Origin of the sequence: Gymnodinialimonas sp. 57CJ19 (assembly GCF_038396845.1) — a bacterium.
Lineage (GTDB): Bacteria > Pseudomonadota > Alphaproteobacteria > Rhodobacterales > Rhodobacteraceae > Gymnodinialimonas.
The window spans coordinates 409,131-434,410 of the sequence record NZ_CP151587.1; the positions used below are offsets into that span (position 1 = coordinate 409,131).

Sequence of the window (25,280 nt, forward strand, 5' to 3'; positions counted from 1 at the left end):
CAAGACCCCATGAACCGCTTGGAATTCATCATCACGATTGCGATCATCTTGTTCGTGGCCTTCGCCCTTGGCTGGTTGGCCCATTGGCTCGTGACCCGGTTCAACCAGGTATCCTCTGCGGATCTGGGCGAAATGGAAAACCTCGCCCGTGCGCTCCATGATGCGGAAGAAACCCGTGACCAGGCCATCGCCTACCTGCAACAGCGCGAGGGCGAACTGACCAACCAACTCAGCCAGACCGAGGCCGAACTTCGCGCCGCCATGGAAGGCCTGCGCGAGGCCAGGACCGAGTCCGAGGAACTTCGCAACTACGTGGAATCCATCAACCAAGGCACGTAACCGTCGCCCCAAACGCGGCGTTGCGCCTTCATCTTGGCCCTACAACTCCCGCCGGAGGCTCCTGCCCCCTCAGCGCGCCCGAAGCCCCGTATGCCAAAGCGCCCGGCCCGCAGCCCGTTCCCCAAAGCAGCTTGGCAGTCACCCCGTCACCGGCCTACCACCGCCCCAACGCGGCCTCATCATCATCCTTCGCGGCAACCCAATCGGCCCCCCGCTCGGTGATTTCCCGCTTCCAGAATGGGGCTCGGGACTTCAGGTAATCCATCAGGAACTCCGCGCCCTGGAACGCCCCTGCCCGGTGGCGGGCCGCCGTGGCGACCATCATGATGACCTCTCCGGGGGCCAAACGCCCGAACCGATGGATCACCAACGCGCCCTGCAACTCAAACCGCGCCACGGCGTCCTCTCGGATCGTGGTGAGCGCTGATTCAGTCATGCCCGGATAATGCTCGATCTCCATGGCGACCATGTCGCCCTCGGATACATCTCTGGTGACGCCGGTGAAACTCACCACAGCGCCTGCGCCTGCCATGGCCTCGGTGAAGGCGTTCAGCTCCGCGCCGCTGTCAAACGCCGCTTCCTGAACCCGCACGAAATCCATCGCTCAGCCCCCTGTCATGGGGGGGAACAGCGCTACTTCCCGCGCGCCCTCCAGGGGCGCATCAAAGCCGACCAACTGCTGGTCCACCGCCGCCCGCACCGACTTGAGGTCGGACAGGGCGAAAGCATGGGCTTCCGAGCGGTCTTTGAGTTCCTCAATCAACTCAGCCACGGTGCGCGCCTGGGTCTCGACCACCTCGTGACCCGTGCCAATCCGCTCTCTGAGCCAAGAAAAATACCGCAGGTCCATCAGGTGTCTTCCTGCAAAAAGGGCCGCGCCTTCAGGTAGTAGTCTACCCCGGTGATCGCGGTCAGAAGGGCCGCCAGCCAAAGCAAGACCTTGCCCACAAGACCGCTCCAGAAGAACCCGAACTCGATCCAGACCAGACCGAATTCATCGGCGGTATCCCCGGCCAGAATGCTCTCGATCATCGTGGCATCCATCCCATAGGTCAGCGCCCAGAGATAGTGGGTGAACAGCCCCCAGCAGAACAGCAAACCGATGGCGACCATCTGCAACGTGGTCTTCCACTTTGCCAGTTTCGTCACCTTCAGCGTGCCCGCATGGGCGCCCAGGAACTCTCGCAATCCCGAGACGAAAATCTCTCGGAACAAGATGATAATCACAGGCACAAGGATCAGCGCCGACCAGCCGTGATCGAGGCTCATGATAACCAGCAAAACCGCCAGCGCGATCACCACCATCGCCTTATCGGCAATCGGGTCCAACATCGCGCCGAAGCGGCTCTCCTGACCCCATTTCCGCGCCAGAAGTCCGTCGAGATAATCGGTCATCGACGCCCCCATGAACAGGAACAACGCGACCCAATCCGCGAAGGGGCGCGGCAGAAGGAGGAAGACGAACCCCACCATGGGCGCTGCGATCAGGCGCACGAGGGTCAGGACATTGGGTACGTTCCATTGCATGGGAAACACCTAGCGCTGTTGCGGGGCACTTGCCAGAGGGGATGCGCGCGGCCTGCGGGGTTTGCAGGGGTGCTCAAGCTTGAGCACCTTACCTAAGCCACTGAAAAAACAATGCAACCCTGACCCAATTAACCTTGTGTTAACCTTGTGCCGACCGGAGGATAAACGCTGACGAAACCTGTCCGCAGGCGTTCAGTTGTCGGCGCGCAGGTCCAGCGAGGCTTCTACGATATCGCCCGGTGGAACCGTGACAACGACGTTTTGGTCAAACGCATCATCGACGGCGGAGAAGGTCCACTCGCCCGGCGGCAGCAGAAACACCATCTCGCCATCCTCGGGCGCGCCCTGACTTTGGACGTCCAGCGTTCCCGATGCCAGATCAGAGGTCGCTTGCACGAAGAACTCGGGCGGGCTGTCGGTTTGCACGGAAAGGCGCACCAGCCCGTCGGTGGCGGGAAAGGTGATGTTGCGCGTCTCGGCGCCGCCGCCGGTTGTGGCGATCATCCCCAGATCGGTGGCGCCCACGCGTGCCGCAAACCCGGCCTGAACCCCGCCATCGACGTGGAACACGTTGGACTGACCCTCGACGTTGAAAATCGGGCCGTAACGCTCATAGCCGCCATCTTCACCGACTTCCGCAGGGATATAGGTCTCGAACGCGTCGATCTGGGCGAGGTCTGTGATCACCTCGCCGCTGGGGTGCAGCATGACCTCCACCGTGACTTCGGTGCTTGAGGTGTTGGTGTTGAATATGTTCCACCCGATGCCGCCGGGGATGAGGGCCATGGAAATGAGGAAGGAGGGTTTGCGAAAGTCGATCATGGGAGGCTCCGAAAGGGGATCGGGCCGAGTGTATCTGAGGGTACGGCCTTGGGAAGTGGCGGAAATCCTGACGCCTGTGCCACTCAAGCCTGATCGTGGAAGAAGTCGTAGATCTTCTGGGCCAGACCTTCGCTGATGCCATCCACCGCCGTCAGATCCGACAGGTTGGCGCGGGCCACGGCCTTTGCGCTGCCGAAATGCGCCAGCAACGCGCGTTTGCGGCCCGCGCCGACGCCCGGCACATCGTCCAGTGGCGTCGCCGAGACCGCTTTGGAGCGTTTGGCGCGATGCGCCCCGATGGCAAAGCGGTGCGCCTCGTCCCGCATCCGCTGCACGAAATAGAGCACCGGGTCATTGCGTTGCAGCGCGAAGGTGGACTTGCCGGGGACGTAGAATTCTTCCTTGCCCTGATCGCGGTCAATGCCTTTGGCGACGCCGATGAAGGGCACATCATCGACGCCCAATTCGTCCATGATCTCTTTCACCGCCGAGATTTGCCCCGCGCCGCCGTCAATCAGCAGAAGGTCCGGCCATGCTTCGGTTTCGCGGTCCGGGTCTTCCTTTAGCAGGCGCGAAAACCGGCGGGTCAGAACCTCTTTCATCATGCCGAAATCATCGCCGGGCGTCAGGCTATCGCCGCGAATATTGAACTTGCGGTACTGGCTTTTTAGGTAGCCTTCCGGCCCCGCCACGATCATCGCGCCCACGGCGTGGGCACCCTGAATGTGGGAGTTGTCGTAGACCTCCACCCTCTTGGGCGGAGCGTCCAAGCCGAAAGCCCCCGCCAAACCGTCGAGCAATTTGCCCTGCGCCTGATTTTCGGCCATGCGACGGCCCAGACTTTCGCGGGCATTGCGGCGCGCGCCGTCCACCAGTTCGGCCTTCTCGCCTCGCTGGGGCACAAGGATTTCCACCTTGCCGCCGCGCTTTCCGGCCATCGCCTCTGCCATCAGGTCCATGCTTTCCACCGGATGGGACAGCAGCAGGTGACGGGGCGGCTCTTTCTTGTCGTAGAACTGTCCAAGGAAGGCTTCCAGCACCTCGGGTTCGTCAATGTCGGGGCCGACACGGGGGTAGAAGTCGCGGTTGCCCCAGTTCTGGTTAGCGCGGATGAAGAAGACCTGCACGCAGGCTTGCCCACCTTCCATATGGAGGGCGATCACGTCAGCCTCTTTCACGCCTTGCGGGTTGATGCCTTGGGCCGATTGCACGTTGGTCAGTGCCTTGATCCGGTCGCGCAGGGCGGCGGCGCGTTCAAACTCCATCGCCTCGGACGCCGCGGCCATGCCCTCGGCCAACTGCCGTTGCAGATCGGTGCTGTCGCCCTTGAGGAAGCGCACGGCATCGGTCACGGAGGCCTTGTAGTCCGCCTCGGAAATGTGCCCGACGCAGGGGCCAGAGCAGCGTTTGATCTGGTAAAGCAGGCAAGGGCGGGTCCGGGATTCGAACACCGCATCGGTGCAATTGCGCAGCAGAAAGACGCGCTGCAATTGGTTCAGTGTCCGGTTCACGGCACCGGCGCTGGCGAAGGGGCCGAAGTAGCTGCCCTTTTCCTTCTTCGCGCCGCGATGCTTCTTGATCTGCGGGAAGGCGTGGGTGTCGGAGACGAGGATATTGGGGAAGCTCTTGTCGTCGCGCAGCAGTACGTTGAACTTGGGCTTGAGCTGCTTGATGAGGTTCTGTTCGAGCAGCAGCGCCTCGGTCTCGGTCCTTGTGGTGAGGAACATCATCGAGGCGGTTTCGCGGATCATGCGCGCGATGCGCGGCGAATGGCCCGTCGGTTTCGCGTAATTCGCCACCCGCCGCTTCAAGGCGCGGGCTTTTCCCACGTACAAAACCCGGCTTTGGCTGTCGAGCATGCGATAGACGCCGGGGCTCATATCCAGCGTCCGAACGTAGTCGGCAATGACCTCATGGCCTGTTTTTACGGGCGTAAAGTCTTCAGATGTTTCGGTTTCATTTTTCATCAAATGTGACAGCTTTGTGATTCTTCATAGCGCTGCAATGCAGCAATCCCCTTGGCAACCCCTTAGCTTTCCACCGATCTTGTGGATAACCCTGCGGAGAACTCTTTGAGAATAGGAAATTTCCTTTGTTTTTGGCAGGGTTCTACGGTTTGCCTATTTTTTAGGCACTTATGCAAGCTACTGTTTTTAAACAAATAAAACGTTACGTTAACTCTTGGGGTGGGCGAATTTACCAAATCTTCATAAATGCTACCCGAAACAGCGCCCCAGTGGAGAATACTTGCGGGGCCGTTCATTCCACGCCCAGAACATCGGGGGTTTTCCACCCCAAATGTTGGCCGCCATCCACGCAAATAAGCTGTCCTGTCACCGCCTTTGCGGCAAGAAAGTAACGCAGCGCCGCGACGATTTCTTCGGGGCCGGCGCCCCGGTTCAGGACCGTTGCGGCCCGTTGCGCGGCGAAGTGTTCGGCCGATTGGCGGGCGCCTTGCATCGTGGGACCGGGGCCAATGGCGTTCACGCGGCAGCGCGGCGCAAGCGCTTGGGCAGCGGTTTGGGTGAAGGTCCAAAGCCCGGCCTTTGCCAGCGTGTAGGTCATGAATTCGGGCGTCAGTTTGCGCACCCTTTGGTCCACCATGTTCACCACAAGGCCGCGGGCAACGGGCTCGCCTCCGGCGTCGATATCAGGCGCGGGCAGTTGCGCGGCCAGCGCCTGCGTCAACACGAAGGGCGCGCGCAGGTTCGACATCATATGGGCGTCCCAATTGGCGCGGGTGGCCGTTTTGATGTTGTCGTAGTCAAAGACCGAGGCGCTGTTGACCAGCACCTCCACCGGGCCGAGCGCGTCGATCACCCGGGGCATCAGCCCCTGCACGGCGTCCTCGTCCAGCAGGTCCGCCTGCACCGTCACCGCCTTCACGCCAAGGGCGCGGGCGTCCGCTGCGGTGGCCTCGGCGGCGTCATCGCTGCTGTTGTAGTGGATCGCTACGTCATGGCCCTGTGCGGCCAGTTCCAGCGCCATAGCGCGGCCCAACCGTTTGGCGGCCCCGGTTACCAATGCAGTCATGGCTCAGGCTCCTTACATCAAGAGCAATAGGATATAGCCCACATATAGCGCGGAAAAGACCAAGCCCACGCCTCGGCCCATGGGCCAGCGATAATAGACGAAGGGGGCCAGCACGACCGAGGCCGCCAGCATGACCCAAAGGTCGAAGCGGAGGATCTCGGCGTCCACGGGGATCGGGCCGACGAAAGCCGCCACGCCAATGATGCCCAGAAGGTTGAACACGTTGGAGCCAATGACATTGCCAATCGCCACGTCCGCCTGGCGGCGGATTGCGGCCATCACCGTTGTTGCCAGCTCCGGCAGCGACGTGCCAACCGCCACCAGTGTCAGGCCGATTACCGCATCGCTGATGCCGTATTCGGTGGCGATGGTGGTGGCGCTGTCGATCAGAAGCGAGGCGCCAAGGGGCAGGCCGATCATGCCCAACAGAAGATAGACCCCGACCTGCCACCACGGCATGTTCGGGTCTGCTTCCTCGATCTCGTCGATCGGGTCTTCGCCGTTGGACGCTTTGCGGTGGGCCCGGGCCGAGTGCACGGCGTCGCCCAAAACAATGGCCAGGCCCAACAGCAAGATCGCCCCGTGCCACCAGGTAATCGGCCCCAGAAAACACAGCACGATAAACAGCGCCGTGCCGATCATCATGAAGGTATATTCGCGCAAGGAATCGCTGCTGGCCGCCAAGCCGGTGATCAGCGCCGGCACGCCCAGCACCAGCAACACATTTGCCGTGTTTGACCCCACCACGTTGCCCAGCGCCAGCCCCGGCACGCCGTCCAGAATGGACTGGACCGAGATCAGCAATTCGGGCGCCGAGGTGCCGAAGGCCACCACGGTCAACGACACGATCAGCGCCGGAATCCCCAAGCGCAACGCAAGGTTCACCGCGCCTTTCACAAGCACGTCCCCGGCCAGCAACAGAATTACCAGCCCTAGAGCGGCGTAGCCAAACGTCTCAGCCATTGGTGTCCTCACGACAGACGCGACATTTGCCGCCGCGCAGGTTCATCCGGCCGCAATCAGGGCACGTCCGAGGTTTGGGCAAGGGACCGTTCTGGCGATTGCGCCCGATGCGGTTGCCGCCAAGCCAATGCAGTTTGCCGAACATGGCCAGCACGGCCATGCCGATCAGAAAAAGGGTTACGATCTTCAGCATTACGTCAGCCCAAATCGGGCATACAAGGCCCGCTCCTCTACGCTTTGGTCCAGGTCAGCCAATATCTGGGCCCCCAAGCGGGGGATCAGCGGCTTTTTCGGCCCGTAGGGCGCGAATTTGACCTTCTCTCCGTAGAGGTCTTTCATCTTCGGCACCAGATGGCCAATGCCATCGGCAAGGCCCAGTTCCACACCCTTGGCCCCGGTCCAGAACGCGCCGGTAAACATTTCGGGCGTCTCGTTCAGGCGGGCGCCACGGCGGGTTTTGACGTGGTCAATGAACGATTGGTGGATGTCCATTTGCAAGCTTTTGAGGCGCTCAATATCTTCGGCCTTCTCGGGCGAAAACGGGTCGAGGATGCTTTTGTTCTCGCCCGCCGTATGGACGCGGCGCTCCACCCCCAGTTTGCCCAACGCCTCTACAAATCCGAAGCCCGCCGACACGACCCCGATGGAGCCCACGATCGACGAGGGATCGACCCAGATATCATCGGCGGCACAGGCCAGCCAATAGCCCCCCGAGGCCGCGACATCTTCAACGAAGGCATGAACGGGCACGCTCTTTTCATCGGCCAAACGGCGGATGCGGGCGGCCGCGAGGGCCGATTGCACGGGCGAGCCGCCGGGCGAGTTGATGACCAAGGCCACCGCCGCGGGCTTGCCCTTGGCAAAGGCCTTCTCGATCACCGGCGCGAAGGTGGCATCACTGATGCCGCCCCGCGATCCAGAGGCAATCGCGCCTTGCAGGCGGATCACGGCGACTTTCGGCTCGGATTTGAGGAAGGGGATCAGGTGCTTCATTCCATGTGATGTAGGCGGCTGGGTCCTTGGCAACAAGGCAGCCGCCCATGTTTTCACGCAGATGTTGCCTGTCATGCCCCCTGTACGGGCAGGCGTTGTTCGCCCAAGCCGTCGATGCCAAGGCGCATCTCTTGGCCCGCCCGCAAAAAGACTTGCGGGCTCTTGCCCATGCCCACGCCGGGCGGTGTGCCTGTGGTGATGACATCGCCGGGCTCTAGCGTCATGAAACGGCTGACGTATTCGACGATGAAATCGGGTTTGAAGATCATCGTGTCGGTGGTGCCGTCCTGCATCCGCTCTCCGTCGACCTCCAGCCAGATCGCGCGGCCCGTCGGGTCGCCCAATTCATCGGCGGTGACCATCCATGGGCCCATGGGAGCGAAGGTGTCGTAGGATTTGCCCTTGGTCCACTGGCCGCCCATTTCCTGCTGAAACGCGCGCTCGGACACGTCGTTGACGATGCAATAGCCCGCGATATGCGACGCGCCGTCGGAGGTGTTCTTGGCGCGGGTGCCGATGATAACGCCCAGCTCCACCTCCCAATCGGTCTTTTCGCTGCCGGGGGGCAGAATCACCGGATCATTGGGGCCAGAGATCGAGGTGGTGGCCTTCATGAACAAGACCGGCTCGGTCGGGACATCCCATCCGCCCTCTGCGGCGTGATCGGCGTAGTTCAGGCCCACGCAAACCAGCTTGCCCACGTTGCCGACGCACGGCCCAAGGCGCACATCGTCGCCCGCCAGCGGCAAATCTTCGGGCGTGATGGCGGGCATTGTGGCCAAGGTGCTGCCGTCAATATCGCTGACCACCCCGGACAGGTCCCGCACCTTGCCGTCACGATCCAAAACCCCGGGCTTCTCGGACCCTGCTTCACCCCATCTGACAAACTTCATCGAAGATCCTTCCCTTGTGCTCTGAGCGCTCTTGCATTGTTTGGCGGCATCATGCTTCGGTCAGCCGGCAACTCCAAGGGGCAAGTACATGACAGACATCATCATTTTGGGCGTCTACGTCGCCGACGCCGCTTACCGGACCGCGCGGATGCCCGCAGTCGGTGAAACGCTGCTTGGCACGAGCTTTCAACTTGGACCGGGGGGGAAGGGGTCGAACCAGGCGGTGGCGGCTGCGAAAGCGGGCGGAGATGTTGCGTTTATCTCTCGGATAGGGGCCGACACCTTTGGCAAGATGGGCCGCGATGTCTGGGCCGAGGCGGGGGTGCAGCCGCTGGTGATCGAAGACGCCGACGTGCCCACGGGATCGGCTGGGATCTTTATCGAGGAAGCCTCGGGCAGCAACGCCATCGTGATCGCGCCGGGGGCGTCCGGCCTGTTGTCTGCCGCCGATGTGGAAGCGCGGGCCGAGGATATCGCAGGCGCCAAGGTTGCGCTGACCCAGCTGGAACAACCCATGGACGCCGCGGTGCGCTTTCTGGAACTGGCCCGTGCCAGTGGCGTCACCACCATGCTGAACCCCGCGCCCGCCGCAGAACTGCCGGACGGGATGCTGGCGCTGTGTGACTACATCACCCCCAACGAATCCGAGACCGAGGCCCTGACGGGCCTGCCCGTGACGTCGGTGGAAGAGGCCCTCCTCGCGGCAAGGCCGCTCCTCGCAGCGGGGGTATCGAAGGGCGTCGTTGTCACATTGGGCGAGGCCGGATCACTCTACGTGGACGCGACCCAGGCCATTCACACCAAACCGATGAACGCAGGCCCCGTGGTGGACACGACCGGCGCAGGCGATGCCTTCAACGGCGGCCTCGCCACGGCCCTGTCCGAGGGCAAAGCCATCAAGGACGCGCTGCTGTTCGCCACGGCCACCGCCGCGCTGTGCGTCACCAAGCACGGCACCGCCGCCTCCATGGGCAGCCGAGATCAGGTGGAAGCGCTGCTGGCGTCGGCCTCTAGCGACGTTTCGATATCCTTGATGTGAACGTCCAACTCGTCACGGTGCTTGCTTGGCATCGTGTCGATCAGATTATCCCTGAGCGCGGGCCATTGCGGTGACTGAAACAGGAACCGCATGCGGTGGTAATGCAGGATAACCGCGTCCGACGGCGTTTTGGTGTAATCCATCCGGTGCGACAGCGAGTAATTGTAAAGCTCGCTCAGCACCCGCGTCTTGTAGCCAAAGCGCTTCATCGTCAGGGGCAGCGTGATCTGATCGAGCCACGGGCGCTTGTTGGCGATGGAACAATTGCGGTCGAAATCCAGCGCCGTGTCCAACCAATGTTCTCCGAACCGGCGACCATCTTCGTGCCTGGCCTCGGGGAAGGCGACCAGGCCCGCGTTGAAATAGGGCACATATTCCAACTTCGCCCCGCGCAACAGCTTCACCCTTTCCTTCGGCACCTCCATGCCGAAATGCGCGTAGGCCCGCGTCCAGCGGGCGTTCTTGCCGCCCCATGTGGGCCGCCCTTCGGGCGCGGCGGCGCAGGTATCGGGGGCGAGGTCCATGAATTCAGCAAGCGAGCCGGTGCAGGCCATATCGGTGTCGAGGAACACCGAATGGGTCGCCCCCCGGTCATCACAGGCGGCGATGATCTTGTTGCCGTGGGGATACGGACCCTTCCACTTCGGTGGCTTTGCCAAGGTGCGAAGCTCCACCCCGCAGACCTCATAGATCGCATGGGTGATGTCGCGCATCTCGGCCCGGTTTTCGGCGCTGGCATAGGCGAATTGCTTTACCCGATCGTCGCCCTTGTGGGCCGCCATAAGCGACGCCGCCAAAAGCCACGATTGCTTTTCCAGGCGATAGCCGTCCGCGACATAAAAAAGCGCGAGGGATTTGGGGTCATTCATGGCGGTTTTCCGCATCTGCTGCTCGGGCGTTACCTTGCCCGCAATTGGCGCACCGCGCCAGTGTCAGACCTCTAGATCGACCACAAAGATCCCGTCCGCGCCATTCTTGCACGACGCCACCAACAGCGCGCCCGCCCGACGATGGTCGGGATTGGCGGTATAGGCATCCAGCGCCGCCTTGTCGGTAAAGGTGCAAAGGAAACCGTAAGGGTAGCGTTCCGATTTTTGTTCAAAATCGCGGTTAGGCCCGTGGCGGAATTCCGTGAAGCCAGAAAGCTGCGCGGGCAGCGTGGCCAAGATCGCCATCGCCTCCTCGATCCAAGGCATCGCGCCGGGGTCGTCGGGCTCCAGCATCACCAAGTGATATAGCATTGATATACCCCCCTCGGCCCTATTTGACCAAAATCGCGCGGAAATCGTTTACGTTTGTCAGGGTTGGCCCGGTGACGACCTGATCGCCGATACTGGCGAAAAAGCTGTGGGCGTCGTTGTTGGCCAGGGCGTCCTGCGGCGAAAGCGTAGTGGCTTTGGTTAACGTATCCGGCCCAATGATCGCGCCCGCAACCTCTGCCGCGCCGTCCACGCCGTCTGTATCGCAGGTGATGGCGTGGATATTTTCCTGTCCGTTCAACGCGATAGCGAGGGCGAGCGCGTATTCCGCATTCGGCCCGCCGATCCCGTCACCGCGCCTTGTTACGGTTAATTCTCCGCCTGACAGGATCAGAGTGCCGGGGGCAGCCTTCAGGGCGTGGGCGGCGTGGGCTTTGGCGATATCTCTCGCCTCTCCCTCGATGGAATCCCCTAATATTTCAACGGTGTAGCCTGCCGTCTGCGCCTGTTCTGCCGCCGCTGCCAGCGATTGCGATGGGGCCGCGTAGATCACGTTCGTCGTGGTGGACAGGCGCGGGTCGTCGGGGCGGACCGGATCGCCGCCCGCCCTGAGATACGCGCCAATGGCGGGCGCGGGCACGACGCCCCAATTATCCAACTCGCTCAAGGCTCTGGCTGCACTTCCCGCGTGGCCAACCGTCGGCCCGCTGGCGATATCTCCGGGGTCATCGCCGGGCACGTCCGAGATCATCAGCGCCAACATCCGCGCCGGATATGCGGCGGCAGCCAGCCTTCCACCTTTCACGGCCGAAAGCTCTTTCCGGATGCCGTTGATCGTGCCGATCGGCGCACCAGACGCCAGAAGATCCGCCGTAAGCTGTTGTTTTTCTTCCAGAGTCACACCGTCGACCGGGGCGCACAGCAGCGCCGAACCACCGCCCGAGATCAAGGCGAGCACGAAATCCCCCTGCCCCACCGTGTCCAGCAACGCCAGCATCCGCTGGGCCGCCGCCACCCCCGCCGCGTCGGGCACCGGGTGGGAAGCCGAAGCGATTTCAATGCCTTGGCAGGGTCTTTCGTAGCCATATCGGGTGATGACCAAGCCTTCACAGGGGCCCCATTCGGCCTCCACCGCTTCGGCCATGCGGGCGCTGGCCTTGCCCGCGCCGATCACCACAACGCGGCCCTTGGGCTTGGGGGGCAACGCGCTGGCCAGCGATTGCATCGGGTCCGCGACGCGCACCGCGCAATCGAACAAACCCCGCAGAAAATCGTTAACTTTCAAGCGCCTCTACCCGTGCTGGAGGTCCTCGCCACAAGTTCTACCGGGAAGCGGCGTTCGGGTAATGGCGTGTCGCCGTTCAACATCCACGCCAAAAGCCCGTCGGCGATGCTGCGGGCAAAGCCTTCGATATCGCACCCCACAGAGGAGACTTGCGGCCAGACCTGGGCGCAATCTTCGATGTCGTCAAAGCCCACAAGCCGAAATTCCCGGCCCAATGCCACACCCTCTCGGGCGAAGCCGGACAACATGCCCAAGGCCACTAAGTCATTGAAACATATGGCCGCATCTACGTCAGAGGGTAATTCCTTCACCGCCTCCACGCCGAAGGCGCGACTGCTGCGACCGTGGAGGGTGAACGGCTCGGCCCCGGCGCGTTTGATCTCGGCCAGATAGCCGGACTTCCGCTCTTCCGTGATGGCGCGGCCTTCCATGCCGCCGACGAAGGCGATGCGTTTCGCGCCCTGGTTCATCAGGTGCCGCGTCGCCTTGGCCGAGCCCGCCGCGTAATCAAAAGACGCGAAGGGAAACAGCCCGGTGCGCGGGTCGGTTTTACGCAACACCTGCATCGCCGGAATGCCCGCCCTCTCGATCTGGTCGAAGGCGTCGCCCGCGTCGTCGTAGGCCGGGGACACCACCAGCGCCGAAACTCCGTGTTCGATCATCGAGCCGATCAATTTCTCTTGCAAATCAGGGTCTTCATCGCTGTTGGCGATGACCGTCGCATAGCCTTTTGCGGCAAGGGTCATTTGCAAGACCGTGGCGAATTCGGTGAAGAACGGGTTGCGGAGGTCGTTGATCACGAGGCCCACGAGCCCCGCCGACTGGCTGCGCATCTGGGCGGCGGCGCGGTTGTAGACGTAGCCGATTTCCGCCATCGCCGCACGCACCGCATCGCGGGTTTCGGCCTTCACCTGCTTGGAGTTCTGCAACACCAGGGACACGGTGGATTTCGAGACGCCGGCCTTTGCGGCAACGTCAAGGATGGTGGGGCGGCGGGTCATGGTAAATGCTTAACCGCCGATCCCGTGGAGCGCCAGAAGGTTGGCCATTTTCGCCTGCGCCCGGTCCGGGTTGGACAGAAGGCGGGCTTTATCCGCAAGGCGGAACACTTCGGCGAAGTGACTGATTTCGCGAGAGGATTGGAAGCCGCCCGGCATAATGAAGTGGCTCTGCTGCCCGTTGAGCCAGGCGAGAAACGCGATGCCCGCCTTGTAGAATTGCGTCGGCGCTTTGAAGATCTCACGGCTGAGCGGCACGGTCGGCGCAAGAAGGGCGTGGTAGGTTTCCCCATCCCCCATGGTCAGCGCCTCCAGCGCCTGGGACGCGGCGGGGGCGATGGCGGCGAAGATGCCCAAAAGCGCGTGGGAATGATGGGTACCGTCGCCCTCGATCAGGGCGGCGTAGTTGAAATCATCCCCGGTATAGAGGCGGACGCCATCCGGTAAGCGGGCGCGAAACGCTTCTTCATGAGATTGATTCAGAAGGGAAATTTTCAAGCCATCGACCTTGGTGGCATTGCGCGCGATGAGGTCGTGCACCACCTCGTCGGCCTGCGCGACATCGGCGCTGCCCCAGTAACCTTTCAGCGCCGGGTCAAACATATCGCCCAACCAATGAAGGATCACCGGCGCCTGCGCTTGGGTTATCAGATCGTCATAGAGCCGCGCGTATTCCTGCGGCCCTGCGCCGATCGCGGGCAGGGCACGGGTGGCCATCAAGATCACTTGCCCGCCTGCGGCCTCGACCGCCTCCATCTGATGAAAGTACGCCTCTCGGATCGCGTCGATCGTGGTTAACGCCTCTGGCGCCACGTGGTCCGTCCCTGCCCCGCAAGCGACCCTGGGCCGCGCGGGGTGGGCCTTGGCGGCGGCCATGGTGCGGTCGATCAATTCCCGCGCGGTGGGCCAATCCACGCCCATTCCCCGCTGCGAGGTGTCCATCGCCTCGGCCAGCCCAAGCCCCTGATCCCAAAGGCCAACCCGGAACGCCAATGTCGCTTCCCAATCCACGGCGGGGCGGCCCTGCCAAGGGTCACGCTCGGCCACAGGGTCGCTGATGACATGGGCGGCGGCAAAGGCCGTGCGGGTTAGCGCCACCTTTGGGGCACGGGGCACCAGGGGATCTCCCGTTAAGGAATACGGTTCCAGAGTGCCGGCGTAGGTGGGCAACAACATGGTCTAAACTCCCTGATCTTCGCGGATCATATCGGCGGCTTTTTCACCGATCATGATCGCGGGTGCATTGGTGTTGGAGGACACGACGCGCGGCATGATCGAGGCATCGGCAACCCGCAGCCCCTCGATCCCGTTGAACGCCAATCGCGGCGAAACCACGGCGCTGTCGCCCGGCCCCATGGCGCAAGTGCCCGCGCAATGATGCGAGGTCTTGGAATGGGCGCAGATGAAATTGAAGTAATCCTCATCGGTGCGCACGTCAGGGCCCGGCAAACGCTCGGCCCGGATCATGTGGGACAGTGCGTCTTGGCCAAGGATTTTCTGCGTCAGTTTTAGGCCCCGAATGGACATCTCACGGTCCCGTGGGTCGGCGCAGTAGTTCGGATCAATCAACGGCGCTTTCGCCGGGTCGGCGCTGGCCAGCCGGACAGAGCCACGGGACCGGGGCCGCAGATAGCACGAATTCAGCGTCACGCCGCCATCGGGCATGGAGGCAACGCCCGCCTCGATCCCGGTCCCGAGGCCAAGGTGGAACTGCAAATCAGGGGACCGCGCGTCGGGGTCTGCGTACCAGAAGCCGCCGGTTTCAAACAGGCTGGACGCCACAGGCCCCTTGCGCGTCGTCAGATATTGCAGCCCCGCAAGAACGCTCAGGTGCGGTTTGGCGAAGCGGTCGTAGGTGTGGGGGCCGGAGACCTCGGCAATGCAATAAAGGTCCAGATGGTCTTGCAGGTTGCTGCCCACCTGCGGCTGATCCAGCACCACTTGCAGCCCAAGTTCTTGTAGATGATCTGCGGGGCCAATGCCCGACAGCTGCAACAACCGGGGTGAGCCAATGGCCCCGCTGGACAGCACCACTTCCCGGTCGGCGATCAGGCGGGTTCCGTCCATCATCTCGACCCCAGCGGCACGGCCATGGTCCACGATGATGCGGCGCACTTGCGCGCGGAGTTTCACCGTCAGGTTCTTGCGCCCCCGGTTCGGGTGCAAGAACGCCATCGCGGCCGAGGACCGGCGGGCGTTCTTCTGGGTGAGCTGATAGTAGGCCGCGCCTTCCTGAACCTCTCCGGTCACGTCTTCGTTGAACGGAATGCCCACCGCGCGGGCGGCCTCAAAATAGGCTTCACAGATCGGCAGGGGCGCGATGGGTTTTGACACCCCCAAGGGGCCGTCTTGTCCGTGGTAGCGGCCTGAAAAGGTGTCGTTCCCCTCGGACTTGCGGAAGTAGGGGAGGACATCTTCATAGCTCCACCCCTCGCACCCCAATTGCCGCCATTCGTCGTAATCCAGTGGGTGCCCGCGCGTGTAGATTTGCGCGTTGATCGCCGATCCGCCGCCGATCACCTTGGCCTGCGTATAGGTAAAAACCTTGCCCTGCATATGGGCTTGGGGAACCGTGCTCCAGCCCCAGGACCCGATGCCCTTGGTCATCTTGGCAAAGCCCGCAGGCAGGTGGAAAAACGGGTGGCGGTCGGACCCGCCGGCTTCCAGCAGGCAAACGCGGACATCGGGGTTTTCCGACAGCCGGGACGCGATGACAGAGCCCGCAGAGCCGCCGCCGATGATGATGAAATCGTAACCTTCAGCCATGGGACCGCCTCAGAACTTCTGGATGGACAGGCCGCCATCCACGGGAATTTGCGCACCGGTGGCAAAGGCGAAATCGCCCCGCGCCAAGGGCACGACGACGTCGGCAATGTCGCGCGGCGCGCCCCAACGGCCCATGGGCACCATGTCGGGGATCGTGGCGTCGTAACGCGCGGCCACGGGGGCTGTCATGGGCGACTGGACGATGCCGGGGCGGATGTCGAAGACGCCGATATTGTGGGGCGCAAGACGCTCCGCAAAAGCTGTCGCCGCCATCGCCGTGGCCGCCTTGGAGATGCAGTATTCAACGCGTGTGGGGTTCAAGATTGTCGCGCTGACCGAGGTGATGAAGGTGATGGAGCGGTAAGGCTCCGCTGGCATATCCAGCATCCGTTTCGCCACCGCTTGCGCCAGAAAGATCGCGCCACGGGTGTTGACCTCTTGGCAGCGGTCGTAGCTTTCCGGCGTCATTTCAAGCATGTCACCCCGCACCATCGCCCCCACGCCCGCGTTGGAAATCAACGTGGTGATCGGGCCGACCGCATCCAGAAGCGCCGGGATCGCGGCGATGTCGCGCACGTCATGCTGGTGATAGCTGGCCGGGAACGGCAGCTCTGCCGAGGCCGCCTCGGAGGCGACCGCAATTTCCCACCCCGCCTTATGGAGGGCCGTGGCAATCCCAAGGCCGATGCCCTGCTGGCCGCCAGTGATAAGCGCTTTCATGTCGTGCCCTTTCCAAGCCCTGTCGTGTCGCCGTTGGCGGACAGGGTCATCGCGAGGTGGTCCGCTTGGCGCAAGGCCAGCGCGGCAATGGTCAGCGACGGGTTCACCGCTGCCGAGGTCGGCAGCAAGGAGGCATCGCAGATGTAGAGGTTGTCGAGGTCATGGGCCTTGCCGAACGCATCGCAAACGCTGCGGTTTGGGTCCTTCCCGATCCGCGCCGTGCCGCATTGATGGGACGGCGTACGGCGATCAAACGCCCGCGACAGAACCACCGGGAAACCGATGCGCTTCAGGGTCGTCTTCAGCTTTGCTACCAGCGCCTGATGGGCGGCGAAGTTTGACCGTTTCCAGTCCAGCACGATATCGTCTCCGCGAAGGGTGACGCGACTATCGGGGTTCGGCAAATCCTCGGACATGGCGTAGAAATCAATCGCCCGGTCCGCGATCACTTTGGCCAGCGGTCTTGGTAAATTCGTTTGCGCGGCGAGGATGGGCGCGGAGACGCGCCCGAGGAGCTGCACATTCCCCAAGGGCGCGCCGTCAGGCCCGCCCGACAGATACCAATCGTTCAACTGCAAGGTCTTTTGATAGACCGAGCGATTGCGCCGCGTGCTTAGCGCCAGCACCGCGCTGGCGTTGTGGTTCATGAAGTTGCGCCCCACCTGGTCCGAGCGGTTGGCCAACCCGTTTGGGTGCGCCTCGGAGGTCGAGCGCAACAGCAGTGCCGCCGTATGGACCGCCCCCGCTGCCAGCACGATGCGGGGTGCGGATAGCCGGCCCGCGGACGTCAGCAAGCCGGTGACACGGGTTCCTTCAACCTCGACCTGGCGGACCTCGACCCCGGTGCGCAGGGTCACGTTCGGGTGCGCCAGAGCCGCTACAAGGGCCGCGCTTTCGGCATCCAGCTTGCCGCCAGTGGTGTCGGGGAAGCCATCCCAAGGGGTGCGCCCCCGCTGCATCCAACGTTCCAGATCCACCGCCAACGGCAAGGGGGACGGATGCAGACCGGCGCGGCCAAGCCGCACGGCGAGGTCGGCGATGGCGGGTTCATGGGGGATCGGCGGAAACGCGTAATCCTGACGGGGCGGCTCTGTCGGGTCTTGGCCACTACGGCCCCGCACTTGGTAAAGCGCCTCGGCCCGCGTGTAGAATGGCGCGAGGTCCTCATAGCTGATCGGCCAACCGGGCGTCCTGCCGCCCATATGGGTGATCGGGCTGAAGTCCGCCTCACGGTAGCGCAGCATCACCGCGCCGTAGAATTTGGAGTTGCCGCCGACATAGGCGTAGTTTCCGGGATCGAAACGCGTCCCCTCTGGGGACAGCCAGGTCTCGTCCGGGCGGTAGTGGCCGGTTTTGAATACCGCCAGGGGATCGCGGGCCTCGGGGCAATCGTGCAGTAATTGCCCCCGCTCCAGGATCAACACGCGCAGGCCCGTCGCCGCCAGCCCCGCGGCCAGCGTCGCGCCCCCCATGCCAGAGCCCACGATGATGATATCGGCGTCGTTCATGATCATCCTGTTAGATTTGGAACGTTCCAATTTCAAGCAAAAAATAGACCCGAGCGTCTCCACCCGGGTCCGTTCATTCAGGCAATGCGGTCTTCAGTCTTTGGGTCAAACAAGACGGCTTTGTCCATGTTCACCGCAAATTCAAACGGTTGGCCCGCGTGAACATCAGCGTCCGCCCGCATCCGCGCGATGCAATCCTTGCCGGAAAGCGTCGTGGACACGAAGGTATCAGCCCCGGCGGGTTCGGTGACGCTAACGGTATTGGTCATCGTCTGAATGTTGCGTGCATTGCGGTCGGCCCCTTCGGGATCCGTGATTGCCTCGGGCCGGATGCCGAGCATCACGTCGCTGTCGATGTAATTGCGGTAAGCCACCGGCGCGTCTTCGATCCGCAGGTGGATATCGGCCCCGTCAGCCCCCGCGAACACCGCTTGGATCACGCCGTCTTTCTCGATCAGACGCGCGTTCAGCACATTCATCGCGGGCGAGCCCATAAACGTCGCCACAAACAGGTTGGCGGGGTTGTCGTAGATCTCTTTCGGGGTGCCGAGTTGCTGCACGTAGCCGTCGTACATCACGGCGATACGGGTGGAGAGGGTCATCGCCTCAATCTGGTCGTGGGTGACGTAGACGATGGTGGTGCCAAGCTTCTGGTGCAGCTTCTTGATCTCGGTCCGCATATCCACCCGCAGCTTGGCGTCGAGGTTGGACAGCGGCTCGTCAAACAGGAACACATCGGGGTCGCGCACCAAAGCGCGGCCCATGGCGACACGCTGGCGTTGGCCGCCGGAAAGCTGGCCGGGCTTGCGGTCCAAGAGGTTCTCGATCTGCAACAGCTTGGCGACATCGGCCATGGCCGCGTCCCGCTCTGTCTTGGGGGTGCCCTGCATTTCCAGCCCGAAGGTGATGTTCTGGCCCACGGTCATGTTCGGGTACAAAGCATAGCTTTGGAACACCATGGCGATGTTGCGCTTGGAGGGCGTCACATCGTTGACGACGCGGTCCTTGATCGAGATCTCCCCCGAGGTGATCCCTTCGAGCCCTGCGATCATGTTGAGCAATGTGGACTTGCCGCAGCCCGATGGGCCGACAAGGACAAGGAACTCTCCCTCCTGCACCTGGATGTCGACCTTATGCAGAACCTCCACCGCGCCGTAGGATTTGGTGACGTTATTGATGTCTAGAAAACCCATGGATCAGGTCCTTTCAGTGATCGAGAGCACGGATTCTTCGTACGAAGAATCGTCCCCCCGAATTTTCGTACGAAAATTCATCCCTTCACGCTGCCGGCCATGAGACCTCGGACGAAGTACCGACCGGCCACGATGTAGACGAGAAGAGTTGGCGCGGCGGCCATGATGGCGCCCGCGAAGTGAACGTTATATTCGCGCACACCGGTGCTGGAGTTCACGAGGTTATTGAGCGCGACCGTCATCGGTGCGGCCCCGCCGGACGCGAAGGACGCGCCGAACAGGAAGTCATTCCAGATGTTGGTGAATTGCCAGATGCAGCAGACCGCGATGATCGGCCCCGACGAAGGCAACATGATCCGCCAGAATATCTGGAAGAACCCTGCCCCGTCGATCTGGGCGGCGCGGACCAGCTCGGTCGGGAAGGCGGCGTAGTAGTTGCGGAAATAGAGTGTCGAGAAACCGATGCCATAGACCACATGGACCAAGATCAACCCATAGGTCGTGCCAGAGATGTTCAGCAGTCCCAAGACACGTGCCATGGGGATCAGGACGATCTGGAACGGGATGAAGCAGGAAAACAGCAGCAGCCCAAAGACCCATGTCGCGCCCCGGAAATGCCACTTCGTCAGTACGTAGCCGTTCAGCGCCCCCGCGATGGTGGAGATCGCCACCGCCGGCACGGCCATCGCGATGGAGTTGATGAAGTAGGGCCGAAGCCCCGTGGGTGACACGCCGATCTGGGCAGTGGACCAGGCGGACAACCACGGCTCGATCGTCCAGTTGCGTGGCAAGGACAGCATTCCGCCGCTGGTAATCTCATCCAGCGGTTTCAGCGAGTTCACCGCCATGATGAACAACGGCATCAGGTAGAACAGCGCGAAGAGCACCAGGACAAGGTACAGGAACACCCGCGTTACCTTGGAGGACCGAATAACGGTATCGTTGGAAGCAATCGACATCAGTTCTTCTCCCGCAGCTCTGCATAGAGGTAGGGCACCATGATCGCGGCGATGGTCATCAGCATGATCACAGCCGATGCTGCGCCGATCCCCATCTGGTTTCGCGTGAAGGTGTATTCATACATGAACAGGGCAGGCAGCCATGTGGAGGTGCCGGGCCCGCCGTCGGTCATTGCCACGACGAGGTCGTAGGATTTGATGGCGAGGTGCGACAGGATCACGAAAGCCGACAGGAACGCCGGGCGCAGTTGCGGCAGGATGATCCGACGGTACATCTGAAAGTTTGAGGCGCCGTCCATCTGGGCCGCTTTCAGGATTTCGTTGTCGATCCCGCGCAGGCCTGCAAGGAACATCGCCATCACAAAGCCTGACGACTGCCAGACGGCCGCGATCACGATGGTATAAATCGCCATGTCGCTGTCTTTGATCCAGTCGAATTGAAAGCTTTCCCACCCCCAGCGCTGCACCGTGACCTCTAGCCCAATGGCGGGGTCCAAAATCCATTTCCAGGCTGTCCCCGTCACGATGAAGGACAGGGCCATGGGGTACAGGAAGATCGGGCGCAAAAGGCCCTCGCCCCGGATTTTCATGTCGAGGAAGATGGCAAGGAAAAGTCCGATGATCGTGCTGATGACGATATAGAGGCCCGCAAAGATCCCCAGATTGATAATAGCCGTGTCCCATTGGCGCACCCGGAACAGACGCTCGTAGTTCTGAAAACCGACCAGATCGAAGCTCGGCAACATGCGCGAGCCGGTGAAGCTGAGGTACACCGTGAAGGCGATAAAGCCGTAGACGAACAGGACCATCACGGCGAATGACGGGGCGAGCACGATCTTGGGCAGCCAGTTCTGCAGGCGTGTGCGGAAATCCGCGCCCCCAGATAGCATGGGATCGGTTGCGGCCATGGAGCGTCTCCTTAGGTCAAACAAGAAGTTGCGGGCGGGCAGGAAACAGGAGGCGCCCGACGGGGATGGACCGGCCCCGAAAGGGGCCAGTCCGGTTGGTGATTATTGGTTCAGTTCAACCGCTGTGACCATTTCCTCTGCCGCAGTGGCGGAGTCGTACTCACCGTTGAAATGTGCCGTAATCACGTCAAACATCGCGTTCTGGATGGAGGGTGGGTTGGCGTGGCCGTGGGCCATGGACCCAAACAGACCGCCGCTTTCGCCAGCCGCTGCCAGATCGGCCATGGCCGCCTGACCGCAGGCATCGAAGGACGATGCGTCGATGTCGGTCCGTGCGGGCGCAGAGCCTTTGACCACGTTGAACGCGATCTGGAACTCAGGGCTCATCACGGCTGTTGCCATGGCAAGCTGGGATGCCTGATCGCCTTCGTCGTCCACGCCGAACATGGCGAATTGGTCCGAGTTGAACGTCACGGTGCCTTCGGTGCCGGGCACGCGGAAGCACTGGAATTCTTCGCCAGCGGTTTGACCGGCGTTGACGAATTCACCCTTCGCCCAGTCGCCCATGATCTGGAACAGCGCTTCGCCGTTGATCACCATGGCCGAGGCCAGGTTCCAGTCGCGGCCCGAGAAGTTGTCGTCAACGAAACCACGCAGGGTGGCCATCCGGTCGAAGGCTTCAACCATCTGCGCGCCGCCAAGCGCCTCGGGGTCGAGATCGATCATGGAAGCCTGATAGAACTCTGGCCCGCCAACACCCATCACCATCGAATCGAAGACAGTGGCGTCTTGCCAAGCCTGACCGCCGTGGGCCAGCGCCGTGTAACCGGCATCTTGCGCCGTCTGCATGGCCGCAACGAAGTCTTCCCACGTCTCGGGCTGCTCGATGCCGAGCTCTTCCATCAGCGCCGTATTGGCCCAAACCCAGTTGGTGGAGTGGACGTTCACCGGGGCTGCAACCCAATGGCCATCGTAGGTGGAGAACGCTTGCAGCGCCTCGGGCACAACTTCGTTCCAGTTCTGCTCTTCCGCCAGCGCGTCGAGGTTTGCCAGCGAGCCTTCCGCGGCCCAATCCTGGATCGAGAAGCCCAGCATCTGAACGGCGGTGGGGGCGTCGCCTGCGGTGACGCGGGCACGCAGAACGGTCATGGCGTCAGAGCCACCGCCGCCCGCAACGGGCATATCGGTCCAGCCGATGCCGCTGCCTGCCAGATCTTCGCGCAGAACGTTCAACGCAGCGGCTTCACCGCCCGATGTCCACCAGTGCAGAACTTCAACCTCTTGCGCCATCACAGCGCTGGTCGAGAGCGCAACGACAGCGGCGCCCGTATAGAGTTTTTTCATCATGGTCATTCGATTTCCTCCCAATTGACCGATCCCCCTCCCGGGGCTGTAAGAATTAAAACGTTACAAATCCGGTTCAAGTCAACCAGAAATTTCGACGCACACCCGCCAATCTCGCCGCATTGCGGCATATTTCATTGGCGTTTTCTGCATTGCAGAAATGACGAGCGCAGCAATCTGCACTATTGTAACGTTTGAAATCCTGCGTAATACAATGCGGAATGTGAACTTTGGGCGACCCTTCACGATGGACCGAGATATTGGCCTGACACAGACTGGCGACAAGCCGACGCTGCGCTCTTTGGCCGAGGCCACTGGCTTCTCTGTGGCGACGATTTCCCGGGCTTTGGCGGACGATCCGCGAATCGCTGCAAAAACCCGGGCCACTGTTGCACAGGCGGCGGCTGATGCGGGTTACGTGCCCGATCGTGCGGCGCGCCGCCTGCGTACCGGGCGCACCCAGGTCGTGACATTGCTGCTGAACACCGAGCACGAGTTTCTTGGCTTCTCCCATGAATTTCTGGCCGGCATGACCGAAGCGTTGCGCGGCACCGGTTATTCCGTGAACGTCGTGCCTGACCAAGTGGGCGAGGACCGCCTGGCCCCGGTTCGCAACATCCTGCGCAACCAGCTTGCCGATGGCATCTTGTTCACCCGGACCGAGGCGTTTGACCCCCGCGTGCGATTGCTGATGGAGGCCAATTTCCCCTTCGTCAGCCATGGCCGTACCGAGTTCACGACGCCCCACCCCTATGTGGATTTCGACAACGAGGCTTTCGCCCGCACTGCCGTTGAAAGACTGGTCGCCAAGGGCCGCACCCGCCTGTCGATGATCCTGCCGGAGGACCGATTCACCTTCACCCAACACCTGCGCTACGGCTTTCTGAGTGCCGTGCGCGAGGCGGGCGTTGATTATGAGATCATGGAAGGTGTGACCCTTGATAGCTCGTCCGAGGACATTGTGCGGGCCACCCGCGAAAGCCGTTTGTCCGCCACACCGCCCGATGGCTACGTGTGCGTGGGCGAGGTGACGGCCCTTGTGACCCTGTCGGCCCTGTATGACAGCGGCGCGGTTTTGGGGCGCGATGCGGATATTTTTGCCAAACGCGCCTCTCCGATCTTCGACAACATCCGCCCGCGCATCGATTCCGTCTTTGAGGACCTGCGCATGACCGGCCACAAAATGTCCGAGATGCTTCTGCACCGCATGGCGGGCAACCCGCCGGACGGGCTGACGCACCTGCTGATGCCCGAGTTCGAGCAATCGGGTCACCCCGCGACCCAAGGTTGACGGGTGTCCCCGATGCGCATTTGCACGGTTTTGACCTCCAGGAATTCTTCCAGGCCATAGCGCCCCAGCTCTCGGCCTTGGCCGCTTTCCTTCACGCCACCGAAGGGCATTTCCGGGAAGCCGTCCATCCAGGTGTTGGTCCAGACCGTCCCCGCCTGCACCCGTCTGGCGAAAGAAAGACAGGTGGACATATCCTTGGACCACACGCCCGCAGACAAGCCATAAGCGGCGTCATTGCAAAGGCTTAGGGCCTCATCGAGGGTTGTGAAGGTCAGCACGGCAAGGACCGGGCCAAAGACCTCATCCCGCGCGATGGGCATATCGGGGCGCAGGTTGGTGACCACCGTGGGCTGGTAGAACTGCGGGCCGACGCCGTCCACATCCAACGCCGCGCCGCCAATGGCGAGGGTCGCGCCCTCGGCCACGGCACCCTGCACATAGCCGTCGATCTTTGCCATATGCTCGGGCGAGATGATCGCGCCGACCTGCGTCGCGGGGTCCAGCGGATCGCCGAAGGGCACCTTGCGCGACAGGGCGACGACCTTGGCGGTGAGTTCCTCGGCCACGTCCTCATGGACGATGATGCGAGAGCCGGAGTTGCAGCATTCGCCCGCGTTGAAATAGACGCCGAAGGTGATGGCGTCGGCGGCTTGATCCAGATCCGCATCGGGGAAGATCACCTGCGGGTTCTTGCCGCCCAGTTCCAGCGAGACCTTCTTGAGCGTCCCGCTTGCCGCCGCCGAAATGCGCTTGCCGACCCCGGTGGAGCCGGTGAAGGAGACCATATCGACGCGGGCGTCGGTCGACAGGACCTCGCCCACCGGATCGCCGTAACCCAGCACGATGTTCGCCACACCGGCGGGCAGGCCCGCCTCGATCAGAAACTCGCCCAGAATGCAGGTGGTGGAGGGGGTGAGTTCCGAGGGTTTGATGACCGCCGTGCAGCCCGCGGCCAAGGCAAAGGGCAGCTTTTGCGAGACGATCAGGAAGGGGAAGTTCCAAGGGGTAATCATCGAGACGACGCCGATGGGTTCCTTGAGCACAACGCCAAGCATGTCCGGGCCGAGGGCGTTGTGGCTGTCGCCATGCACCATCCGCGCGAGGCTGGCGGCATAGCGCCAAAGGTCCGCCGCGCCGCCGATTTCGGCTTTGGCCTGGCTGATCGGCTTGCCAGATTCCAAGGTCTCCAACAGGGCGATGCGGTCCAGGTCCCGCTCGATCAGATCGGCGACCTTTAACAGGATCGCCGCGCGCGACGCCCCGCTGGAGAACGCCCAATCGCCGGCATCAAACGTGGCCCGCGCCGCTGCTATCGCGGCTTCGGCCTCGGGCACCCCGCCCTTGGCGGCGGTGCTGACATGGGTGCCATGGGCCGGAGAGTGCCGTTCCGACACGGCCCCATCGGCGCTGTCGCGCCACTGACCGTCAATCAGATGCCGCCCCACGAAGGGTGCAGGCATCGTGGCCCCGGCAGAGGGGATAATCGTCATCTTTGTCATG

26 protein-coding genes are annotated in these 25,280 nt (G+C 62.4%); 3 read left to right on the top strand and 23 right to left on the bottom strand.

What is annotated here, in order from left to right; translation table 11 throughout:
- The first annotated feature begins 9 nt into the window (after positions 1-9).
- The gene (locus tag AADW23_RS02020) at positions 10-339 is read left to right on the top strand and encodes a hypothetical protein (RefSeq protein ID WP_341862862.1); all 330 of its coding nucleotides are present in this window, start codon (positions 10-12) and stop codon (positions 337-339) included.
- 154 nt (positions 340-493) lie between these two features.
- On the opposite strand, the gene AADW23_RS02025 is transcribed toward AADW23_RS02020, so the two are convergent.
- The 10 genes from AADW23_RS02025 to AADW23_RS02070 all read right to left on the bottom strand — a co-directional run bounded on the left by AADW23_RS02025 (position 494) and on the right by AADW23_RS02070 (position 8,570).
- Positions 494-940, bottom strand: a complete 447-nt coding sequence (locus AADW23_RS02025; RefSeq protein WP_341862863.1) for a molybdenum cofactor biosynthesis protein MoaE — start codon at positions 938-940, stop codon at positions 494-496.
- A 3-nt stretch (positions 941-943) separates the two neighbouring features.
- Positions 944-1,189: a molybdopterin converting factor subunit 1 gene (gene moaD, locus AADW23_RS02030; RefSeq protein ID WP_341862864.1), complete on the bottom strand. Its 246-nt coding sequence runs from the start codon at positions 1,187-1,189 to the stop codon at positions 944-946.
- On the bottom strand, positions 1,189-1,866 hold the full coding sequence (pgsA, locus tag AADW23_RS02035) for a CDP-diacylglycerol--glycerol-3-phosphate 3-phosphatidyltransferase (RefSeq protein ID WP_341862865.1): 678 nt from the start codon (positions 1,864-1,866) through the stop codon (positions 1,189-1,191). The genes moaD and pgsA overlap by 1 nt, the downstream gene beginning before the upstream one ends.
- A gap of 192 nt (positions 1,867-2,058) precedes the next feature.
- Positions 2,059-2,688: a hypothetical protein gene (locus AADW23_RS02040; RefSeq protein WP_341862866.1), complete on the bottom strand. Its 630-nt coding sequence runs from the start codon at positions 2,686-2,688 to the stop codon at positions 2,059-2,061.
- Between the two features lie 83 nt (positions 2,689-2,771).
- Positions 2,772-4,655: an excinuclease ABC subunit UvrC gene (uvrC, locus tag AADW23_RS02045; protein ID WP_341862867.1), complete on the bottom strand. Its 1,884-nt coding sequence runs from the start codon at positions 4,653-4,655 to the stop codon at positions 2,772-2,774.
- Between the two features lie 292 nt (positions 4,656-4,947).
- Positions 4,948-5,721 (bottom strand): SDR family oxidoreductase, encoded by a 774-nt coding sequence (locus AADW23_RS02050; protein ID WP_341862868.1) that lies wholly within the window; start codon positions 5,719-5,721, stop codon positions 4,948-4,950.
- 12 nt (positions 5,722-5,733) lie between these two features.
- A complete protein-coding gene (locus AADW23_RS02055) occupies positions 5,734-6,684 on the bottom strand; it encodes a calcium/sodium antiporter (RefSeq protein ID WP_341862869.1) in 951 nt (316 codons plus the stop codon).
- A complete protein-coding gene (locus tag AADW23_RS02060) occupies positions 6,677-6,877 on the bottom strand; it encodes a hypothetical protein (protein ID WP_341862870.1) in 201 nt (66 codons plus the stop codon). Before AADW23_RS02060 ends, AADW23_RS02055 begins: the two co-directional genes overlap by 8 nt.
- Positions 6,877-7,677 (bottom strand): S49 family peptidase, encoded by an 801-nt coding sequence (locus AADW23_RS02065; RefSeq protein WP_341862871.1) that lies wholly within the window; start codon positions 7,675-7,677, stop codon positions 6,877-6,879. Before AADW23_RS02065 ends, AADW23_RS02060 begins: the two co-directional genes overlap by 1 nt.
- Before the next feature lie 71 nt (positions 7,678-7,748).
- On the bottom strand, positions 7,749-8,570 hold the full coding sequence (locus tag AADW23_RS02070) for a fumarylacetoacetate hydrolase family protein (RefSeq protein ID WP_341862872.1): 822 nt from the start codon (positions 8,568-8,570) through the stop codon (positions 7,749-7,751).
- Between the two features lie 88 nt (positions 8,571-8,658).
- On the opposite strand from AADW23_RS02070, the gene AADW23_RS02075 reads away from it, so the two are divergent.
- Positions 8,659-9,609 carry a ribokinase gene (locus AADW23_RS02075; RefSeq protein ID WP_341862873.1) on the top strand — a complete coding sequence of 317 codons (951 nt, stop codon included), beginning with the start codon at positions 8,659-8,661 and terminating at the stop codon, positions 9,607-9,609.
- Here AADW23_RS02075 and AADW23_RS02080 read toward each other — a convergent pair.
- The 12 genes from AADW23_RS02080 to AADW23_RS02135 all read right to left on the bottom strand — a co-directional run bounded on the left by AADW23_RS02080 (position 9,552) and on the right by AADW23_RS02135 (position 22,498).
- Positions 9,552-10,478 (bottom strand): hypothetical protein, encoded by a 927-nt coding sequence (locus tag AADW23_RS02080; protein ID WP_341862874.1) that lies wholly within the window; start codon positions 10,476-10,478, stop codon positions 9,552-9,554. The genes AADW23_RS02075 and AADW23_RS02080 overlap by 58 nt on opposite strands.
- Before the next feature lie 63 nt (positions 10,479-10,541).
- Complete coding sequence (locus tag AADW23_RS02085; RefSeq protein WP_341862875.1) at positions 10,542-10,850, bottom strand: Dabb family protein; 309 nt, start codon at positions 10,848-10,850, stop codon at positions 10,542-10,544.
- Between the two features lie 19 nt (positions 10,851-10,869).
- On the bottom strand, positions 10,870-12,093 hold the full coding sequence (locus tag AADW23_RS02090; RefSeq protein WP_341862876.1) for a glycerate kinase: 1,224 nt from the start codon (positions 12,091-12,093) through the stop codon (positions 10,870-10,872).
- The gene (locus tag AADW23_RS02095) at positions 12,090-13,094 is read right to left on the bottom strand and encodes a LacI family DNA-binding transcriptional regulator (protein WP_341862877.1); all 1,005 of its coding nucleotides are present in this window, start codon (positions 13,092-13,094) and stop codon (positions 12,090-12,092) included. Before AADW23_RS02095 ends, AADW23_RS02090 begins: the two co-directional genes overlap by 4 nt.
- Positions 13,095-13,103: 9 nt before the next feature.
- Complete coding sequence (locus AADW23_RS02100; RefSeq protein ID WP_341862878.1) at positions 13,104-14,267, bottom strand: dihydrodipicolinate synthase family protein; 1,164 nt, start codon at positions 14,265-14,267, stop codon at positions 13,104-13,106.
- A gap of 3 nt (positions 14,268-14,270) precedes the next feature.
- Positions 14,271-15,857, bottom strand: a complete 1,587-nt coding sequence (locus AADW23_RS02105; RefSeq protein ID WP_341862879.1) for a GMC family oxidoreductase N-terminal domain-containing protein — start codon at positions 15,855-15,857, stop codon at positions 14,271-14,273.
- Positions 15,858-15,866: 9 nt separating this feature from the next.
- Positions 15,867-16,577 carry a 3-ketoacyl-ACP reductase gene (locus AADW23_RS02110; RefSeq protein WP_341862880.1) on the bottom strand — a complete coding sequence of 237 codons (711 nt, stop codon included), beginning with the start codon at positions 16,575-16,577 and terminating at the stop codon, positions 15,867-15,869.
- Positions 16,574-18,085, bottom strand: coding sequence for a GMC family oxidoreductase (locus AADW23_RS02115; protein WP_341862881.1), 1,512 nt, complete (start codon positions 18,083-18,085; stop codon positions 16,574-16,576). The genes AADW23_RS02110 and AADW23_RS02115 overlap by 4 nt, the downstream gene beginning before the upstream one ends.
- A 77-nt stretch (positions 18,086-18,162) precedes the next feature.
- Positions 18,163-19,278 carry a sn-glycerol-3-phosphate ABC transporter ATP-binding protein UgpC gene (gene ugpC / locus AADW23_RS02120; RefSeq protein WP_341862882.1) on the bottom strand — a complete coding sequence of 372 codons (1,116 nt, stop codon included), beginning with the start codon at positions 19,276-19,278 and terminating at the stop codon, positions 18,163-18,165.
- Between the two features lie 77 nt (positions 19,279-19,355).
- Positions 19,356-20,237 carry a carbohydrate ABC transporter permease gene (locus tag AADW23_RS02125; protein WP_341862883.1) on the bottom strand — a complete coding sequence of 294 codons (882 nt, stop codon included), beginning with the start codon at positions 20,235-20,237 and terminating at the stop codon, positions 19,356-19,358.
- Positions 20,237-21,145 carry a sugar ABC transporter permease gene (locus AADW23_RS02130; RefSeq protein WP_341862884.1) on the bottom strand — a complete coding sequence of 303 codons (909 nt, stop codon included), beginning with the start codon at positions 21,143-21,145 and terminating at the stop codon, positions 20,237-20,239. Before AADW23_RS02130 ends, AADW23_RS02125 begins: the two co-directional genes overlap by 1 nt.
- Positions 21,146-21,247: 102 nt before the next feature.
- Positions 21,248-22,498 carry an ABC transporter substrate-binding protein gene (locus AADW23_RS02135; RefSeq protein ID WP_341862885.1) on the bottom strand — a complete coding sequence of 417 codons (1,251 nt, stop codon included), beginning with the start codon at positions 22,496-22,498 and terminating at the stop codon, positions 21,248-21,250.
- A gap of 238 nt (positions 22,499-22,736) precedes the next feature.
- Between AADW23_RS02135 and AADW23_RS02140 the strand changes: the two genes are divergently transcribed.
- Positions 22,737-23,780, top strand: a complete 1,044-nt coding sequence (locus AADW23_RS02140) for a LacI family transcriptional regulator (RefSeq protein ID WP_341862886.1) — start codon at positions 22,737-22,739, stop codon at positions 23,778-23,780.
- Here AADW23_RS02140 and AADW23_RS02145 read toward each other — a convergent pair.
- Positions 23,759-25,279, bottom strand: coding sequence for an aldehyde dehydrogenase family protein (locus AADW23_RS02145; protein ID WP_341862887.1), 1,521 nt, complete (start codon positions 25,277-25,279; stop codon positions 23,759-23,761). The genes AADW23_RS02140 and AADW23_RS02145 overlap by 22 nt on opposite strands.
- Position 25,280 lies beyond the last annotated feature (1 nt).

What these genes read in the sequence shown, in the direction of transcription:
- AADW23_RS02020 (WP_341862862.1), top strand. Translation starts at nt 10, where the DNA reads ATGAACCGCTTGGAATTCATCATCACGATTGCGATCATCTTGTTCGTG.
- AADW23_RS02025 (WP_341862863.1), bottom strand. Translation starts at nt 940, where the DNA reads ATGGATTTCGTGCGGGTTCAGGAAGCGGCGTTTGACAGCGGCGCGGAG.
- moaD (WP_341862864.1), bottom strand. Translation starts at nt 1,189, where the DNA reads ATGGACCTGCGGTATTTTTCTTGGCTCAGAGAGCGGATTGGCACGGGT.
- pgsA (WP_341862865.1), bottom strand. Translation starts at nt 1,866, where the DNA reads ATGCAATGGAACGTACCCAATGTCCTGACCCTCGTGCGCCTGATCGCA.
- AADW23_RS02040 (WP_341862866.1), bottom strand. Translation starts at nt 2,688, where the DNA reads ATGATCGACTTTCGCAAACCCTCCTTCCTCATTTCCATGGCCCTCATC.
- uvrC (WP_341862867.1), bottom strand. Translation starts at nt 4,655, where the DNA reads ATGAAAAATGAAACCGAAACATCTGAAGACTTTACGCCCGTAAAAACA.
- AADW23_RS02050 (WP_341862868.1), bottom strand. Translation starts at nt 5,721, where the DNA reads ATGACTGCATTGGTAACCGGGGCCGCCAAACGGTTGGGCCGCGCTATG.
- AADW23_RS02055 (WP_341862869.1), bottom strand. Translation starts at nt 6,684, where the DNA reads ATGGCTGAGACGTTTGGCTACGCCGCTCTAGGGCTGGTAATTCTGTTG.
- AADW23_RS02060 (WP_341862870.1), bottom strand. Translation starts at nt 6,877, where the DNA reads ATGCTGAAGATCGTAACCCTTTTTCTGATCGGCATGGCCGTGCTGGCC.
- AADW23_RS02065 (WP_341862871.1), bottom strand. Translation starts at nt 7,677, where the DNA reads ATGAAGCACCTGATCCCCTTCCTCAAATCCGAGCCGAAAGTCGCCGTG.
- AADW23_RS02070 (WP_341862872.1), bottom strand. Translation starts at nt 8,570, where the DNA reads ATGAAGTTTGTCAGATGGGGTGAAGCAGGGTCCGAGAAGCCCGGGGTT.
- AADW23_RS02075 (WP_341862873.1), top strand. Translation starts at nt 8,659, where the DNA reads ATGACAGACATCATCATTTTGGGCGTCTACGTCGCCGACGCCGCTTAC.
- AADW23_RS02080 (WP_341862874.1), bottom strand. Translation starts at nt 10,478, where the DNA reads ATGAATGACCCCAAATCCCTCGCGCTTTTTTATGTCGCGGACGGCTAT.
- AADW23_RS02085 (WP_341862875.1), bottom strand. Translation starts at nt 10,850, where the DNA reads ATGCTATATCACTTGGTGATGCTGGAGCCCGACGACCCCGGCGCGATG.
- AADW23_RS02095 (WP_341862877.1), bottom strand. Translation starts at nt 13,094, where the DNA reads ATGACCCGCCGCCCCACCATCCTTGACGTTGCCGCAAAGGCCGGCGTC.
- AADW23_RS02100 (WP_341862878.1), bottom strand. Translation starts at nt 14,267, where the DNA reads ATGTTGTTGCCCACCTACGCCGGCACTCTGGAACCGTATTCCTTAACG.
- AADW23_RS02105 (WP_341862879.1), bottom strand. Translation starts at nt 15,857, where the DNA reads ATGGCTGAAGGTTACGATTTCATCATCATCGGCGGCGGCTCTGCGGGC.
- AADW23_RS02110 (WP_341862880.1), bottom strand. Translation starts at nt 16,577, where the DNA reads ATGAAAGCGCTTATCACTGGCGGCCAGCAGGGCATCGGCCTTGGGATT.
- AADW23_RS02115 (WP_341862881.1), bottom strand. Translation starts at nt 18,085, where the DNA reads ATGAACGACGCCGATATCATCATCGTGGGCTCTGGCATGGGGGGCGCG.
- ugpC (WP_341862882.1), bottom strand. Translation starts at nt 19,278, where the DNA reads ATGGGTTTTCTAGACATCAATAACGTCACCAAATCCTACGGCGCGGTG.
- AADW23_RS02125 (WP_341862883.1), bottom strand. Translation starts at nt 20,237, where the DNA reads ATGTCGATTGCTTCCAACGATACCGTTATTCGGTCCTCCAAGGTAACG.
- AADW23_RS02130 (WP_341862884.1), bottom strand. Translation starts at nt 21,145, where the DNA reads ATGGCCGCAACCGATCCCATGCTATCTGGGGGCGCGGATTTCCGCACA.
- AADW23_RS02135 (WP_341862885.1), bottom strand. Translation starts at nt 22,498, where the DNA reads ATGACCATGATGAAAAAACTCTATACGGGCGCCGCTGTCGTTGCGCTC.
- AADW23_RS02140 (WP_341862886.1), top strand. Translation starts at nt 22,737, where the DNA reads ATGGACCGAGATATTGGCCTGACACAGACTGGCGACAAGCCGACGCTG.
- AADW23_RS02145 (WP_341862887.1), bottom strand. Translation starts at nt 25,279, where the DNA reads ATGACAAAGATGACGATTATCCCCTCTGCCGGGGCCACGATGCCTGCA.